Source organism: Lutimonas halocynthiae, assembly GCF_030409835.1.
GTDB classification, from domain to species: Bacteria; Bacteroidota; Bacteroidia; order Flavobacteriales; family Flavobacteriaceae; genus Lutimonas; species Lutimonas halocynthiae.
On record NZ_JAUFQO010000016.1, the window covers coordinates 686,960 to 701,897 of the forward strand.

16 protein-coding genes are annotated in these 14,938 nt (G+C 35.2%); 7 read left to right on the plus strand and 9 right to left on the minus strand.

From position 1 onward, the window contains the following. Positions 1-2 precede the first annotated feature (2 nt). The 7 genes from ccoN to ppk2 (QWY87_RS16150) all read left to right on the plus strand — a co-directional run bounded on the left by ccoN (position 3) and on the right by ppk2 (QWY87_RS16150) (position 7,355). A complete protein-coding gene (gene ccoN, locus QWY87_RS16115) occupies positions 3-2,150 on the plus strand; it encodes a cytochrome-c oxidase, cbb3-type subunit I (protein ID WP_290293160.1) in 2,148 nt (715 codons plus the stop codon). A gap of 188 nt (positions 2,151-2,338) precedes the next feature. Beyond that, positions 2,339-2,977, plus strand: a complete 639-nt coding sequence (locus QWY87_RS16125) for a cbb3-type cytochrome c oxidase N-terminal domain-containing protein (protein ID WP_290293164.1) — start codon at positions 2,339-2,341, stop codon at positions 2,975-2,977. A 118-nt stretch (positions 2,978-3,095) separates the two neighbouring features. Continuing rightward, positions 3,096-4,502 carry a cytochrome c oxidase accessory protein CcoG gene (ccoG, locus tag QWY87_RS16130; protein WP_290293165.1) on the plus strand — a complete coding sequence of 469 codons (1,407 nt, stop codon included), beginning with the start codon at positions 3,096-3,098 and terminating at the stop codon, positions 4,500-4,502. Between the two features lie 22 nt (positions 4,503-4,524). Continuing rightward, positions 4,525-4,977 (plus strand): FixH family protein, encoded by a 453-nt coding sequence (locus QWY87_RS16135; RefSeq protein ID WP_290293167.1) that lies wholly within the window; start codon positions 4,525-4,527, stop codon positions 4,975-4,977. Between the two features lie 65 nt (positions 4,978-5,042). Next, positions 5,043-5,699, plus strand: a complete 657-nt coding sequence (locus QWY87_RS16140) for a sulfite exporter TauE/SafE family protein (RefSeq protein WP_435389571.1) — start codon at positions 5,043-5,045, stop codon at positions 5,697-5,699. Positions 5,700-5,702: 3 nt separating this feature from the next. Further along, positions 5,703-6,566, plus strand: coding sequence for a polyphosphate kinase 2 (gene ppk2 / locus QWY87_RS16145; RefSeq protein ID WP_290293169.1), 864 nt, complete (start codon positions 5,703-5,705; stop codon positions 6,564-6,566). A 6-nt stretch (positions 6,567-6,572) separates the two neighbouring features. After that, positions 6,573-7,355 carry a polyphosphate kinase 2 gene (gene ppk2, locus QWY87_RS16150; RefSeq protein WP_290293170.1) on the plus strand — a complete coding sequence of 261 codons (783 nt, stop codon included), beginning with the start codon at positions 6,573-6,575 and terminating at the stop codon, positions 7,353-7,355. Here the strand turns inward: ppk2 (QWY87_RS16150) and lgt are convergent. The 9 genes from lgt to QWY87_RS16195 all read right to left on the minus strand — a co-directional run bounded on the left by lgt (position 7,352) and on the right by QWY87_RS16195 (position 14,873). After that, positions 7,352-8,170, minus strand: a complete 819-nt coding sequence (gene lgt, locus QWY87_RS16155; protein WP_290293173.1) for a prolipoprotein diacylglyceryl transferase — start codon at positions 8,168-8,170, stop codon at positions 7,352-7,354. The genes ppk2 (QWY87_RS16150) and lgt overlap by 4 nt on opposite strands. A 57-nt stretch (positions 8,171-8,227) precedes the next feature. Further along, positions 8,228-8,476 (minus strand): membrane protein insertion efficiency factor YidD, encoded by a 249-nt coding sequence (gene yidD, locus QWY87_RS16160; RefSeq protein WP_290293175.1) that lies wholly within the window; start codon positions 8,474-8,476, stop codon positions 8,228-8,230. A 12-nt stretch (positions 8,477-8,488) separates the two neighbouring features. Next, positions 8,489-9,964, minus strand: a complete 1,476-nt coding sequence (cysS, locus tag QWY87_RS16165) for a cysteine--tRNA ligase (RefSeq protein ID WP_290293734.1) — start codon at positions 9,962-9,964, stop codon at positions 8,489-8,491. 111 nt (positions 9,965-10,075) lie between these two features. After that, positions 10,076-10,978, minus strand: a complete 903-nt coding sequence (locus QWY87_RS16170) for a cell envelope integrity TolA family protein (protein WP_290293177.1) — start codon at positions 10,976-10,978, stop codon at positions 10,076-10,078. Further along, positions 10,959-11,504, minus strand: a complete 546-nt coding sequence (locus QWY87_RS16175) for a hypothetical protein (RefSeq protein WP_290293178.1) — start codon at positions 11,502-11,504, stop codon at positions 10,959-10,961. Before QWY87_RS16175 ends, QWY87_RS16170 begins: the two co-directional genes overlap by 20 nt. Beyond that, positions 11,494-12,039: an RNA polymerase sigma factor gene (locus QWY87_RS16180; RefSeq protein WP_290293180.1), complete on the minus strand. Its 546-nt coding sequence runs from the start codon at positions 12,037-12,039 to the stop codon at positions 11,494-11,496. Before QWY87_RS16180 ends, QWY87_RS16175 begins: the two co-directional genes overlap by 11 nt. Positions 12,040-12,209: 170 nt before the next feature. Then, entirely contained in the window at positions 12,210-13,313 is a 1,104-nt protein-coding gene (locus tag QWY87_RS16185; RefSeq protein ID WP_290293182.1) for a peptidylprolyl isomerase, read from the minus strand. After that, a complete protein-coding gene (gene gldI / locus QWY87_RS16190; RefSeq protein WP_290293185.1) occupies positions 13,300-13,851 on the minus strand; it encodes a gliding motility-associated peptidyl-prolyl isomerase GldI in 552 nt (183 codons plus the stop codon). Before gldI ends, QWY87_RS16185 begins: the two co-directional genes overlap by 14 nt. Beyond that, entirely contained in the window at positions 13,851-14,873 is a 1,023-nt protein-coding gene (locus QWY87_RS16195; RefSeq protein ID WP_290293188.1) for a DHH family phosphoesterase, read from the minus strand. The genes gldI and QWY87_RS16195 overlap by 1 nt, the downstream gene beginning before the upstream one ends. Between the last annotated feature and the right edge of the window lie 65 nt (positions 14,874-14,938).

Here is a 14,938-nt window from a genome sequence, read left to right on the forward strand (position 1 = left end):
AAATGGAAAAAGAACAATTTTATTACGACAACAAAATAGTAAAAATGTTTCTTATTGCTACCATACTTTGGGGTGTGGTAGGGATGTTGGTAGGGCTTCTGGTAGCCTTTCTCTTTATTTTCCCTAATTACATGGAAGGTATTTCATGGCTAAGTTTTGGTAGGTTAAGACCTTTACATACAAATGCCGTGATTTTTGCTTTTGTTGGGAATAGCATTTTTATGGGGATTTATTATTCCATGCAGCGCCTTTTAAAAACAAGGATGTTCAGTGACACCTTAAGTAAAATTCACTTTTGGGGTTGGCAGCTCATTATTGTAGCTGCGGCGATTACACTTCCCTTAGGATTAACAAGTTCAAAAGAATATGCTGAATTAGAATGGCCTATTGATATTGCAATTACCGTTATATGGGTTGTGATGGGAATCAATATGATCGGAACAATTCTCAAAAGAAGACAACGACATATCTATGTTGCGATATGGTTTTATCTGGCTACCCTCATAACCGTAGCCGTATTACATATATTTAATAACTTAGAATTACCGGTATCTGCATTTAAAAGTTATTCCATTTATGCTGGTGTACAGGATGCCTTGGTACAATGGTGGTACGGACATAATGCCGTCGCCTTTTTCTTGACCACACCTGTTTTAGGTCTTATGTACTACTTTGTTCCTAAGGTGGCAAACAGACCTGTTTATTCTTATAGGTTATCAATCATTCACTTTTGGTCATTGATCTTCATTTATATCTGGGCAGGACCACACCATTTATTATATACTGCCTTACCAGAATGGGCGCAAAATCTTGGTACTGTATTTTCCATAATGCTTATTTTCCCATCTTGGGGTGGTATGATAAACGGATTATTAACCTTGAGAGGTGCCTGGGATAAGGTTAGAGAAAACCCGGTTCTTAAGTTTTTCGTCGTAGCCATTACTGGTTATGGTATGTCAACTTTTGAAGGACCAATGTTATCCTTCAAATCTTTAAATGCCATAGGGCATTACACTGACTGGATCATTGGGCATGTTCATATTGGTGCATTAGCCTGGAACGGGTTTATGGCAGCTGGTATTATCTATTGGCTTGTAGAGAAACTTTGGAAAACAGAGTTATTTTCGAAAAAGCTGGCCAATGTTCATTTTTGGCTGGGTACACTAGGTATCTTGTTTTATGCCCTACCCTTATATGTGGCTGGATTTACACAAGCTGCCATGTGGAAACAATTTAATCCTGACGGTACGTTAGTATACGGAAACTTCCTTGAAACGGTAACGCAAATCATGCCTATGTACATGATGCGTGCTTTTGGTGGAACCTTATATCTTGCAGGATTCTTATTACTTGCCTATAATGTTATAAGAACTGCTCAAGCCGGGTCAACAGTAGAAGATGAATTGGCAGAAGCAGCTCCATTGAAAAAAATTACTGCCAGACGTGTTGCTGGTGAAGGATTTCATACTTGGCTGGAAAGAAGAACTATCTTATTTAGTTTCTTAGTCGTCTTAGCTGTTGCCATAGGTGGTGCTGTTGAGATCATTCCTTTGCTTACGGTTGACTCAAATATTCCAAAAATCACTTCTGTAAAGCCTTATACTCCTCTTGAATTGGAAGGGCGTGATATCTATATCCGAGAAGGTTGTAACAACTGTCATTCACAAATGATAAGACCTTTCAGATCAGAAGTTGAACGTTACGGTGAATATTCTAAAGCTGGTGAATTTGTTTATGATTTCCCATTCCTATGGGGATCTAAAAGAACAGGTCCTGATGTACATCGTATTGGAGGCAAATACAATGACAACTGGCATTTCAACCATATGCTAGATCCCAGATCTACATCTCCAGGGTCAATCATGCCGCAATACCCTTGGTTAATAACCGATGATCTTGACATTTCAAATACAGCAAATAAGATAAATGCGATGGTGATGCTTGGCGTTCCTTATTCTCAATTTGAATTAGACAAATCAGTGTACTTATTGAAGAATCAGGCACTTGCAATTGAAAAGAATTTAAGACAAGATCCTGAGTATGTCAAAAACTATGGCAATGCTCATATAGAAAATAAAGAAATTGTGGCATTAATTGCTTATTTACAGAGATTAGGAACGGATATTAAAGCTGAAACAGCAGAAAATTAAACTTATGTTAAAGTATATAAAACATCACGTAGATACTATTTCAGGAGTTGAAATATATCCAATAATCTCGCTACTACTATTTTTTATGGTATTTACTACAATGCTAATCATTGTGCTGAACATGCCGAAAAAAAATATTGAAGAATTAAGTAATTTACCTTTAGATAATGATTTAAAAACTAACGATCATGAGTGATAAAAAACAACTAAGCGGTTGGAAAAAATTTCTCCAGTCTATGACCAAAGCCCATGATTTAGGGTCGGAGGAAGAAATTATGACCGACCATGATTATGACGGAATCAAAGAATTAGACAACGTACTGCCACCTTGGTGGAAATATGGATTTTATATTACAATTGCCATAGGTATATTCTATTATATCCAGGTGTTCACAAATGCTGAAGAATACAGCCAGGAAAAAGAATATGCTGCTGAAGTTGAAAAAGGTAAACAAGAGGTTGAAGCCTATAAGGCAGCTAACCCTGATTTATTCAAGCTTGACATTACCTTATTGACAGATGAAGTAAGTCTTGCGGCAGGAAAGGCAAATTTTGACACCTATTGTGTGGCATGCCACATGGCAGATGGTGGTGGTGGAATCGGCCCGAATCTTACTGATGACCATTGGATTCTTGGCGGTGATATGGAAAATATACTTAAAACCCTTAATGAAGGTGGAAGAGCCGGTAAGGGAATGATTTCTTGGAAAAATACATTTGATAATGATCAACTTCAACAACTTGCCAGTTACGTTATTTCGTTAAATGGCACGACAGCTGCAAATCCTAAAGCAGCAGAAGGTGATATCATTTGGAGCAAACAGTAGTCTCACGTTTAGTTCTCGCTTAGGTGAGCTACTGTGTTTTTGATTTTTTTAGTTAGTAGTAGAAAAGGCTACGCTTGTCCTGAACAGACATTGTAGCCTTTTCAAATACCCCCAACCTATGAATAATGACGAAGTAGAAAACTTTAGAGACAGCATTGCGACTATTGATAAGGAGGGTAAGAGAAATTTTATCCACCCAAAAAAGCCAAAAGGCCGGTATACCAATTACAGGAACTATGTGAGTTGGTTTTTGCTCGCCATATTATTCGGTTCGCCATTTGTTAAAATCAATGGTAATCAATTCTTATTATTTAATATTATTGACCGTAAATTCAATATTTTTGGTCAACCATTCTGGCCACAAGACTTCTATTTACTGGTCTTATCGCTTTTGGTCTCAGTAGTTTTCATCATACTTTTTACAGTTATTTTTGGACGTATTTTTTGTGGTTGGATGTGCCCCCAAACTATTTTTATGGAAATGGTTTTTCGTAAAATTGAGTATTGGATTGAAGGGGATCGAACCAAACAAATCAAACTGGATAAACAAGCATGGAATGCTGAAAAAATTGGTAAAAAAATAATAAAATGGACACTTTTTGCCATAGTCTCTTTTATGATTGCCAATGCATTTCTAGCCTACTTTATAGGTGGTGATGTACTTATTCAACATATTCAAGACGGGCCGGTAGCACATGTCGATACATTTGTAAAGCTTTTGGTCTTTACTTCTGTATTCTATTTTGTATTTGCCTGGTTTAGAGAACAGGTATGTATCATAGCTTGTCCTTATGGACGTCTGCAAAGTGTTTTACTGGATAATAAATCAATTGTAGTGGCATATGACCACAAAAGAGGTGAAAGCCGTCAAAAACTAAGAAAAAATGAAGATCGTGAAGAAAAAGAATACGGAGATTGTATCGATTGCAAACAATGTGTTCTAGTTTGCCCTACAGGGATAGACATTCGAAATGGAACTCAATTGGAATGCGTCAACTGCACGGCTTGTATCGACGCATGTGATTCAATAATGGACACCGTTGGTTTTGATAGAGGTTTGATAAGATACGCTTCTGAAAACAATATAGTTAAAGGAGAAAAATTTGAATACAATTCTCGAATTATAAGTTATATTGTTGTGCTCACACTTCTGTTTACGTTCTTTGTGACTTTATTGTTTCTAAGAAACGATGTACAGGCCAATTTTTTACATCTACCTGGTCAGTTATATTCAACTGAAGGAGAACAGGTAAGCAATGTATATACCTTTAAAATCATAAATAAGACGAATAATCCTTATCAGGATGTCAAAATTAAATTATTATCACATGACGGAGCTATGGAAGTTGTGGGTGGTCAAGTAAATATTCCGGAAGGAGGACTATATGAGGGAACTGTTTTTGTCAAAATAGACAAGGATAAATTGTCAGCATCTAAAGAGAAAATTAAAATAGGCATCTATTCAAAGGGTGAGTTAATAGAAGAAACCCATACCAATTTTTCTTCTCCATTACAGATTAAATAAGTTAAACCATTAATTAGAACGCATGAAGTTGAAATTTAGCTGGGGTACTGGAATATTTATTGCAATGCTTTCTTTTATGATTTTTATATTGTCTTTTGTATATAAAGCTGTTGCTGTAGATAAGTACCAACATGAATTGGTTTCAGAAGATTATTACAAAGATGAATTGCATTATCAGGAAGAAATAGATAAATTAAATAATGCAGGCAAACTCAATCAGGATATATTGATCAGAAATTCGAATCAAGGCGTTCATATCAGTTTTCCTAAAGACATAGATGAATCGAGTATAGAGGGTGACATTACATTTCAGCGATTATCAAATGAAAAACTGGACTTTACAGAGACTATTAAATTAGTGGATCATGAGCAACTTATCCCAGCAGAGAAAATGGTTTCTGGAAAATGGATTATCAAAATTGACTGGAAAACTGGTAACAATGAATATCTTTTTAAAGATTCCTGGTTTTATTAATAGCGACAATTATTTTATACACTGCACTCATATTTGGTCTTTTAGGTAGTTTCCACTGCATTGGAATGTGTGGGCCTATTGCATTTGTTTTGCCTATCCCTAAGGGTAACAAGTTCAAATCTATCTTTGGCACCGCTTTATATCATACCGGACGTATATTAAGCTATAGTCTGATTGGCTTGCTATTCGGTTTGCTCGGCAGAGGACTTTATCTCGCTGGGTTTCAACAGCGGCTTTCTATTTTGATCGGTGTTGTGATGATACTAATCATACTGGTTCCAACACGTATTTTGAATAAGTTTCATTTTACCAGACCTTTATACCTGGTTATTGGAAAAGTAAAAACCAAACTAGGACTTTATTTAAATAAAAGTTCCTTCAAATCTCTTTTTTTAATAGGATTCTTCAATGGGTTTTTACCATGTGGACTTGTTTATATGGCGCTGCTTGGTGCGATTTCAACGGGCGAATTACTTGACGGTGCAATTTACATGACCGTATTTGGGCTTGGAACCGTTCCACTTATGACCGCAGCCGTATTCTTAGGGAATTTTTTAAAAGTATCCGTTCGAAATAAAATTCAAAAAGCAATTCCTATATTTGTGGTAATAATCGGCTTGTTGTTTATTTTAAGAGGATTGGGCTTAGGAATTCCATACGTTTCTCCTACCGACAATCAATTACTTATTTCTAACAATCCAAATTCATGCGTAACTGAATAATTTATGAGTAAAAATCCTGACAAAAACATTACTGAAGCAGAGTTTAATACGGTTCATTCACATGCAGATCTATTAAAAATACTGGAAGATAAAGATAGCAATATCAGTTCCGTCTTGTCTAAAATTCAATATGAACAAGAGAAGGAAGACCTTCAGGTAGAATTGGTAAAATTGCAACAATGGATTAAAAAGAATAACAAGCGTGTCGCTATTATTTTTGAAGGCAGAGATGCTGCCGGAAAAGGTGGTAATATCAGAAGGTTTACTGAACATCTTAATCCTAGATCAATGAGACTGGTAGCCCTTAACAAACCTACCAAAGTAGAAAAAGGACAATGGTATTTCAGGCGATATATTCAACAATTACCCAATCCAGGTGAACTCGTTTTTTTTGACAGATCCTGGTACAATAGGGCTGTAGTAGAACCTGTTATGGGGTTTTGTACGCAGCAGCAATATGAACAATTCATGGTGCAATTACCTGAATTTGAGCATATGCTTTATGAGGATGGTGTAATCATCATAAAATTCTGGCTCTCTATCACAAAGGAAGAACAACTCGCCCGTTTTAATGCCAGAGAGGACAATCCACTAAAGCGCTGGAAATTTAGCCCGGTTGATAAAAAAGGGCAGGAATATTGGGATGACTATACCAAGTATAAAGAGCAAATGTTCAGTAAGACACATACTTCGTTCAGCCCTTGGATAATTGTCAAAACTAATGACAAAGAAAAGGCCCGATTAGAATGTATGCGATATGTACTGTCTCAATTTGATTATGACAAAAAGGATGAGGCTGAAGTCTCTTTATTACCCGATCCAAACGTAATTATGCGTTATTTCAGATCTTTACACAAATACGATTAATTTATTATGAATAATTTCTCTGAAAAAGAATTGAAAAAACTCAATTCAAAAAAAGGTCTATTGTCAATTTTAAGTAATGACGTAATCAATCTGCCTAAAACTATCAGGTATATTGATTATGAAAGACAATTAAAGTCACTTCAAACTGAGTTGATCAGGCAGCAAGCATGCATTATCGATAATAACATGCGTGTTATTGTTATATTTGAGGGTAGAGACTCTGCCGGAAAAGGTGGTGCTATCAGAAGAATTACAGAAAGAATTAATCCAAGGCATTTTAGAATTGTAGCCTTACCAAAACCAACTGAAGTTGAGCAAACGCAGTGGTATTTTCAAAGGTATATCCAACAATTTCCTAAGGCCGGTGAAATCGTGTTTTTCGACAGAAGCTGGTATAACCGCGCCGTGGTTGAACCCGTCAATGGTTTTTGTACCGATGAAGAGTATAAAATTTTCATGAAACAAGTCAACGACTTTGAAAGAATGATTACTGAATCTGGTATCTTATTGGTAAAGATCTATATGTCTATATCTAAAAAGGAGCAAGCCAAGCGCTTCGAAGACATTAGAAACAATCCGTTAAAGCAATGGAAAATGAGTAAAGTAGATGAGAAAGCCCAGGAATTATGGGATTCTTACACTTATTATAAAAACAAAATGTTTGAAAACACTAAAAACAATGGCATTCCATTTAAGGTGATTAAAGCAAACAGAAAGACCGATGCCAGAACTGAAGCTGTCGAGCATATTTTAGAAAGCATTCCTTATAATAAGGATAGAGAAATCTAAGATTTCTTCTTCGTTTTTCTGAACATAAAATAAAACCCAACCAAGATCATTGGAATACTCAATAATTGCCCGGTATTAAGGTCCCATTCACCTCTTTGGTCTACTTGCGCTTCTTTGAAGAATTCAACGATGAGCCTAACTGACCATAAAAACACCATAAACATACCAAAAAGATAGCCCAGTTTTTCTCTTTTATCTGTTTTCCAATAAACATACCACAATACAATAAAAGTAATCACGTAACCCAAAGATTCATACAATTGTGTTGGATGTCTAGGGAAATCTTCCCCTAGTTTTTTGAACACAAAACCATAGTCAGTTCCTGTTGGCTTTCCAATAATTTCAGAATTCATCAAATTTCCTATTCTAACAAAAACGGCCCCACTAGCTACAGGTATTACGATGCGGTCTAATATCCACAGCATCGGTTTTTGAATCACTTTTTTTGAATAAAAATACATTGCAATGATAATCCCAATGGCGGCTCCATGACTTGCTAAACCCTGGTATCCGGTAAACTGAAAAGGATTAAACTTAACAGGCAATAGTACTTCTAAAGGATTTGAAATTAGGAAAGCAGTATCATAAAATAAGAAATGTCCAATTCTCGCACCTAACAAAGTGGCTACTACAGTATAAATAAATAACGAATCCAGTTTTTCAACCGAAATTCCTTCTCTTTTATAAATCCTTTTCATGATCTGAAGACCTAGAACAAAGGCAATAACAAACATCAAACTGTAATACCTGATTGCAAATGAACCAATTTTAAACAACTCAATGCTCGGGTCCCAATCAATACTTAAAAACAACATGGAAATCTATTTTATCGGGTAAATATAATTGAAAGTAGTTAATAATAACTCCCCTCTTCACTTTTTATTCTTTGGCTTTTTATCAGGAACCGGATCATATCCATTTCCGCCCCAGGGATGGCATTTAGAGATTCTTTTAATGGCCAACCAGCTTCCTTTAAAAAGACCATGAATCTCCAGTGCTTCAATCGCATAATGCGAACACGTTGGAGAATACCTGCAACTCGCGGGTGTATACGGCGAAATCGCAACTTGATAAAACCTGATCAATAATAGAAAAGGAAATGTCAATATCCGTTTGATCATTTATTAAGCGTCTTAATTAAGGGAATAAGAAGTCCCTTCTTTTCCGTCTTTTAATTGAACTCCAAGAGCCAATAACTCATCTCTGATTTTATCAGATAATGCCCAGTCTCTATCGTCTCTGGCGGTCTTCCTCATCTCGATCAATAATTGGACCAAACCGTCTACTCTATCAGAACTATCGTTACTCTTCTGAGCATTTTCCAATCCCAGTATATCATAAACAAAAATACTTAAAGTGCTTTTCAACAAGTCAAGGTCTTCACTAATTAATGATTCCTTACCATCATTGATTAGATTGATCCATTTTACAGCTTCAAACAATTGGGCAATCAAAATAGGTGAATTGAAATCATCATTCATCGCCTTGTAACAACTATCTCTCCAAACCGAGACATCAAGCGTCGAGCTAGAACCAGCTTGAATTTTATTTGATAAATCAAGGGCTTCCATCAATCTGTAATAGCCCTTTTCAGAAGCTAAAATTGCATCATCAGAAAAATCAAGTATGCTTCTATAATGTGCTTGCATCATAAAGAACCTGGCAACACTTGGAGCATACGCTTTTGAAATATTGCTGTTCTCTCCTGTAAATATCTCCTCAGGAAGTATGTTATTTCCAGTTGATTTAGCCATCTTTTTCCCATTCATAGTCAGCATGTTACCATGTAACCAATACTTAACCGGATTGACATGATTGCATGCCTGCGCCTGTGCAATTTCACATTCGTGATGTGGAAACTTCAGATCCATCCCTCCTCCATGAATATCAAATTCTTCACCAAGGTATTTTGTACTCATAACGGTACATTCTAAATGCCAGCCAGGAAATCCAATTCCCCATGGAGAATTCCATCTTTGAATATGCTCAGGCTCTGCTTTTTTCCAAAGCGCAAAATCCTGAGGGTTCTTTTTATCAGACTGCCCATCCAATACCCTTGTATTTTCAATAGCATCATCAATATTTCTTTTTGACAGGATACCGTAATGTTCCTTTTCATTATACTTCAAAACATCAAAATATACAGATCCGTTTATTTCATAGGCCAAACCATTTTCAAGTATAGTCTCTATGGCTTCAATCTGTTCTACAATATGACCTGTGGCTGTTGGTTCAATACTTGGCGGAAGGAAATTGAATTTTTGCAATATTTCATGAAAATCTGTCGTATATCTTTGTACAATTTCCATAGGTTCCAATTGCTCTAATCGCGCCTTTTTTGATATTTTATCTTCCTGAGAATCGTCAGTTAAATGCCCTGCATCCGTAATATTTCTGACATAGCGTACTTTATATCCTAAATGCAAGAAATAACGGTAAATCATATCAAAAGACATAAAAGTCCTTACATTTCCAAGATGTACATTACTGTAAACAGTAGGGCCACAAACATACATGCCTACATAGCCTTCTTTTACAGGTTCAAACAGCTCTTTCTTATTTGTAAGTGAATTATAGAGGTACACATTTTGCATTGTATGGAATCTTATTTTAATTTGTTTTTTAACACTTCAAATATAAGAACTATTACAACAATGGAGGTCAAAAAAAAACACCTGAGATTTCGTCTCAGATGTTTCATTTTTGCTTGCTGTATCTTCTTATTTAATAGTGCTGATTTTACAATAATCAACATCCATTTCTAACTTGGCATTTCTTGGGACTTTTATCCGTAAAGTCTTTTTGATTTTTACTTTTTGCCTGTTTTCAAGAATTCGCTTCACTTCATACTCTCTTTCTCTTGCACTTTCAGCAACTACCCTAGTCCGTTCTTCTCTTACCTGATTTTGTGCTTCCCTCATCTCCACTTGCGCCTCTCTTGCATGAAGCCTGGCCTCTTCCATTGCTTCTCTCTGTATCTCTTTTATCTCTTTCTGCATTTTTTTCTGCTCTCTTGCAACCTCTGCCTGACTTTCTTTCAATTCCTTTTTAATAATTTTCATCTGCTCCTTATTCTCTTCCTGCCATTCTACAAGGTATTCGGTATTTTTTTGAAATTCGTCATAATCAAATGCTATAGAATCTCCGGTGAATTGGAAATTTTGATCCATTTCAAAATTAATATCAGGAAAGTTTTCAAATTCAGGTAAGACAAAATGAATAGAATCAATCATATCAATCACTCTGGCACTGATTTCAGGCACATCAACTATGACATTTCCTACATACTTATCACTGTTAATAAAAAAGTATTCATTGCCAAAATTACTCGAACTAGATCTTATGCTTATCTTATCTGAATTAGCTTGCGCGCTGATATCCCAATTATCAAATATGTCTTGAGCTTCATCCTCTGAAAGACCTTGAATGCTCATGATTCCTTCAATTTCCACTTTATTCTTGTTCCATTCAATAATTTCTATTTCCGCATAAGACGCCTCTATTGACACCTCTGTGTTACTACCCACTTTAAACTCCTGTAAGGGTTTCGTAAATTGTTGGGCATAAGAACTTAAACTGAACGAGAATAACAGTATTAAAATTTTAAAGTGTTTGCGTTTCATTTTCTTTGGTTTTTAATTTTTTTAATTCGTTTTTTAACTCGATCATCAATTGTAGTCTCATTTGTAAATTATCAATCAAATTATTGATAAGCTCTTCATCAATTTTATCAATTTGTAATTCTTCGCTTTGCAGTTTATATTCATTTGTCAGACTATTCATCTTTCTAAAATATTCCTGCAGGACAAGCTTATTGGCGTCTGTTACTTCGAGGTTTGCCAATTCCATATTTATGGCTGTCAAATAATAATTTTCTATTTTTTTTAACTCTGGTGAAAACTCTTCTAATGTTATGGAAGCACTAGGTTTTTGGAGTTTCTCATGAGGCTGATCTTGAGTCAAAGTTATCATGTATCCCATGGTGAAGAGGAGTATTACTGATGCTGCAATCATTAAATACTGTCTACTCCCAGGTGATTTCTTATGCAATTCTTTTTGCAATTTCTTTTCAAAATCCGATCGATGATTATGTGATAATTCTCTCAACATTTCTTTTTCTTTTAATTTCTCTTTAATATCAACTTTCATAGTTCGCGTGAATTAATAGTTCTTTCAATTTACTCTTTCCTCTTGATAATTGTGACCTTGAAGCCACCTCTGAAATTTCCAATATTTGTGCTACCTCCTGATGGTCATACCCTTCTAACAAATAGAGCTTTACTACGTTTTTGCATTTATGAGGTAACTCTTCGATGCATTTATAAATAACTGCCAGGCTAATCTCGCTATCTACTTCCAAACTTTCTTCATTTGGCAAATAAGCAACTTCTTCATTCAATTCTACTGTTGCAATTTTTTGTTTCTTCAAATAATCAAGACTCTGATTAATCACTATTCTTTTTAACCAGGCTCCGAATGATGCTTCTCCTGTAAAAGAGTCTATTTTTTTAAAAGCTTTTATAAAAGCTTCCTGCATCACATCCTGCGCAATAGCATCGTCTTTGATGAAATTATAAGCTGTATTAAACATTGCCTTACAATATAAATCGTAGAGTTGCATCTGGGCTCTACTATCATTCTGTATACATTTTTCAATTAAATGCTCTTGAAGTTTTCCGGTCATCTGAGTTTTTGTTCTACACTAAATACGAGCAATCACTTGTACTGTTGCAGTTTTAATAAATTAATTTTGATAAAGAATAAAATTACGTAAAATTAGAATGAGAATATCCTGTTATGAAGCGCATAAAAAAAGGGCCCAAAGGGCCCTTCATATTCATCTGTTCTCGATAATTATTTTTTCTCCAGTATCTCTAATTGAAACAAAAGATCAGAATTAGGTGGTATTACGCCTTTGGCACCTTGTTCACCATAAGCTAAATGAGATGGAATAATAAGTAAAACCTTATCTCCATAATTCATGGCTTGAAGCCCTTCCTTAAAGCCAGGGATTAAAGCCGCATCAGGGCTGTAGTCCATAGCGATGGCATTATATCCCTTAGCTTGCTCTCTTCTTGGATCGAATTTCCCGTAAACTTCTGCAATTTCCTTCACATTAGAATCGAATAAATCTCCAGTCATAAAATACCCTGCATAAAAGACATCTACCTTGCTTCCAATTACCGGTTTTTCACCAGTTCCTTCTTTCATTGTAATTACTTTTAAACCAGAAGAGAAAATTTTCGCATCAGGCTCGTTTTTCATCACAAATTGAATCAAATCTTCCTTTTGCTTTTCACGAGCCTCTTGAACTAATTTTTGTCTTTCTTCAATTTTTCCAAAATAAGTTGCAAATTCAGCCGTTGCATCAAATTCTTTGGCTTTCTTACCTATCCTTATAATTTCAATCTTTTTAATTAAATCATCCTGAGCCATAGAATCAACTACTTCCTGCCCTTGTACTACATATCCAAATACAGTATGACGCCCGTCTAAAAACTTAGTTTCCTTATGTGTAATAAAAAATTGACATCCATTTGAGTCAGGACCAGAATTAGCCATAGATAAAATTCCAGGTGCGTCATGTGAAAGCACAAGATTGCCATTATCATCCATTGTGAATTCATCTTCAAATTTATACCCCGGATCACCTGAGCCATTGCCTCTAGGATCACCTCCTTGAACCATAAAGTCATCTACAATTCTATGAAATTTTAACCCATCATAAAAAGGTTTTTCTTTGAATGATTCATCAACATAAGGGTTAGTACCTTCTGCCAAAGACACAAAATTAGCCACCGTTATTGGTGTAACTTCATATTCTAATTTTAATAAAATATCTCCTTTATCAGTTTGAAGATCTGCGTAAACTCCGTCATCAAGGTCAGCATATTTAGCACTCTTACAAGCAACAATACTTATTAATAAAATGATTAGGAACGAATTAATTATTTTCATTTTCACTTAATTTATTGATTTTTAATAATTGTATAGTATAAATTAAAGGTTGGTTTGGTTGCACTCTATCATATCCTGTATAGCCATAAGCCTTATACGAAGGGAATAAAAAGGTAACCGTTTCTCCTTCTTTCATAATTTTCAAAGCATCTTGCAGTCCTGTTATCAATTCTTCCTTATCTATAAGATAACTTTTGGTACCTAATTCTTCTTCTGAATAAATTATGGCATTATTTAATCCGCTAATTTCATGCTTATAAAAAACTTCATCTCCGCTGACAGGTGTATAATTCTCATCTGAAACACTTATATCATAATAATACCAATATCCATTCTCCGAATTGATATAACTATGTAAAGTATCTGATTTTATTCTTTGCAAAAGAATAGCATTCTCTGCTTTATTAAGCATTTTATTTCTTTCAATAGACTCGTTCATAAATGAGCTGGTCTTTCTAACAATAGGCTTTCGAGCCTCAGGATTCGAACAAGAAATTATCAGTGTAAATAGGGCCAGAATGACCAAAGAATACTTCATTAGGATAGGCTTAATTCATTAGTTAAAGAAGGTAAAATTTCCACAAATTTTTTCACGGTTTCGCTTAATGACAGGTCACTTTTTCCACCTGCAGCATTTACATGCCCTCCTCCGCCAAAATGATTTCGGGAAAACTCATTCACCGAAAATTCTCCAACAGATCTAAACGATATTTTTATGATTTTTTGCTTCTTATCTTCTATAAAAATAGCTGCAAACATAACATTCTTCAAAGACAATGCATAATTTACAAAGCCTTCTGTGTCGCCTCGTTGAAAATTATATCGATTCAGTTCACTTTGAGAAAGGGTTATATAGGCCGTATGAAATCTTTCTAATACGACCATATTGTCTAAAGCACGTCCTAGAAGTTGCATACGATTATACGTATTTACGTCATGAATTTTATTATATATAGATGAATTATTGGCTCCCTTTTCCAAAAGATCGGCCACAACTCTATGCGTATGACTCGTCGTAGCAGGAAATCTAAATGACCCGGTATCTGTTAAAATACCTGCGTATAAACAACTTGCAATGTCTTGGTCAATCAAATCTAATTGCCCCATTTTATCGATAAACTGATACACCATTTCAGATGTCGAACTCATTGTGGCGTCAACATACTGGAAATCAGCAAAATCATCGGGTTGCTGATGGTGGTCAATCATTACGAATACCGGACTGATCTCTTTCATTGCTACTTCCATCACTTCTCCTAATCTGTGGAAAGCATTAAAGTCTAGGGTGAAAACAATATCGGCTTCGCCAAGAATCTCTTTTCCTTTATCAGGTGCTGGTTCGAATAATACTATTTGATCTTCTCCCGGTAACCATTTTAAAAATTCCGGGCAATCATTTGGTGAAACAACAGTGACTTGATGTCCTGATTTCTTTAAAAACAAGTAAAGCCCCAGACTAGAACCATATGCATCTCCGTCAGGATTCCTATGGGTGGTAATTACTATTTTTTTTGGATCAGAAAGTACTTGTTGTAATCGTCGAAAATCTGCTTCATTCATAGTCTGCGAATATACAATAAAAATAATATTATCATTCAAATTTCAAATTCTTTAAGATACTTTCC

Excerpts from the sequence above, each read along its gene's own strand:
- ppk2 (WP_290293169.1), top strand. The coding sequence starts at position 5,703 with ATGAGTAAAAATCCTGACAAAAACATTACTGAAGCAGAGTTTAATACG.
- lgt (WP_290293173.1), bottom strand. The coding sequence starts at position 8,170 with ATGTTGTTTTTAAGTATTGATTGGGACCCGAGCATTGAGTTGTTTAAA.
- QWY87_RS16175 (WP_290293178.1), bottom strand. The coding sequence starts at position 11,504 with ATGAAAGTTGATATTAAAGAGAAATTAAAAGAAAAAGAAATGTTGAGA.
- QWY87_RS16125 (WP_290293164.1), top strand. The coding sequence starts at position 2,339 with ATGAGTGATAAAAAACAACTAAGCGGTTGGAAAAAATTTCTCCAGTCT.
- yidD (WP_290293175.1), bottom strand. The coding sequence starts at position 8,476 with ATGATCAAACGGATATTGACATTTCCTTTTCTATTATTGATCAGGTTT.
- gldI (WP_290293185.1), bottom strand. The coding sequence starts at position 13,851 with ATGAAGTATTCTTTGGTCATTCTGGCCCTATTTACACTGATAATTTCT.
- QWY87_RS16185 (WP_290293182.1), bottom strand. The coding sequence starts at position 13,313 with ATGAAAATAATTAATTCGTTCCTAATCATTTTATTAATAAGTATTGTT.
- ccoG (WP_290293165.1), top strand. The coding sequence starts at position 3,096 with ATGAATAATGACGAAGTAGAAAACTTTAGAGACAGCATTGCGACTATT.
- QWY87_RS16195 (WP_290293188.1), bottom strand. The coding sequence starts at position 14,873 with ATGAATGAAGCAGATTTTCGACGATTACAACAAGTACTTTCTGATCCA.
- ppk2 (WP_290293170.1), top strand. The coding sequence starts at position 6,573 with ATGAATAATTTCTCTGAAAAAGAATTGAAAAAACTCAATTCAAAAAAA.
- QWY87_RS16180 (WP_290293180.1), bottom strand. The coding sequence starts at position 12,039 with ATGACCGGAAAACTTCAAGAGCATTTAATTGAAAAATGTATACAGAAT.
- QWY87_RS16170 (WP_290293177.1), bottom strand. The coding sequence starts at position 10,978 with ATGAAACGCAAACACTTTAAAATTTTAATACTGTTATTCTCGTTCAGT.
- QWY87_RS16140 (WP_435389571.1), top strand. The coding sequence starts at position 5,043 with ATGTGTGGGCCTATTGCATTTGTTTTGCCTATCCCTAAGGGTAACAAG.
- QWY87_RS16135 (WP_290293167.1), top strand. The coding sequence starts at position 4,525 with ATGAAGTTGAAATTTAGCTGGGGTACTGGAATATTTATTGCAATGCTT.
- ccoN (WP_290293160.1), top strand. The coding sequence starts at position 3 with ATGGAAAAAGAACAATTTTATTACGACAACAAAATAGTAAAAATGTTT.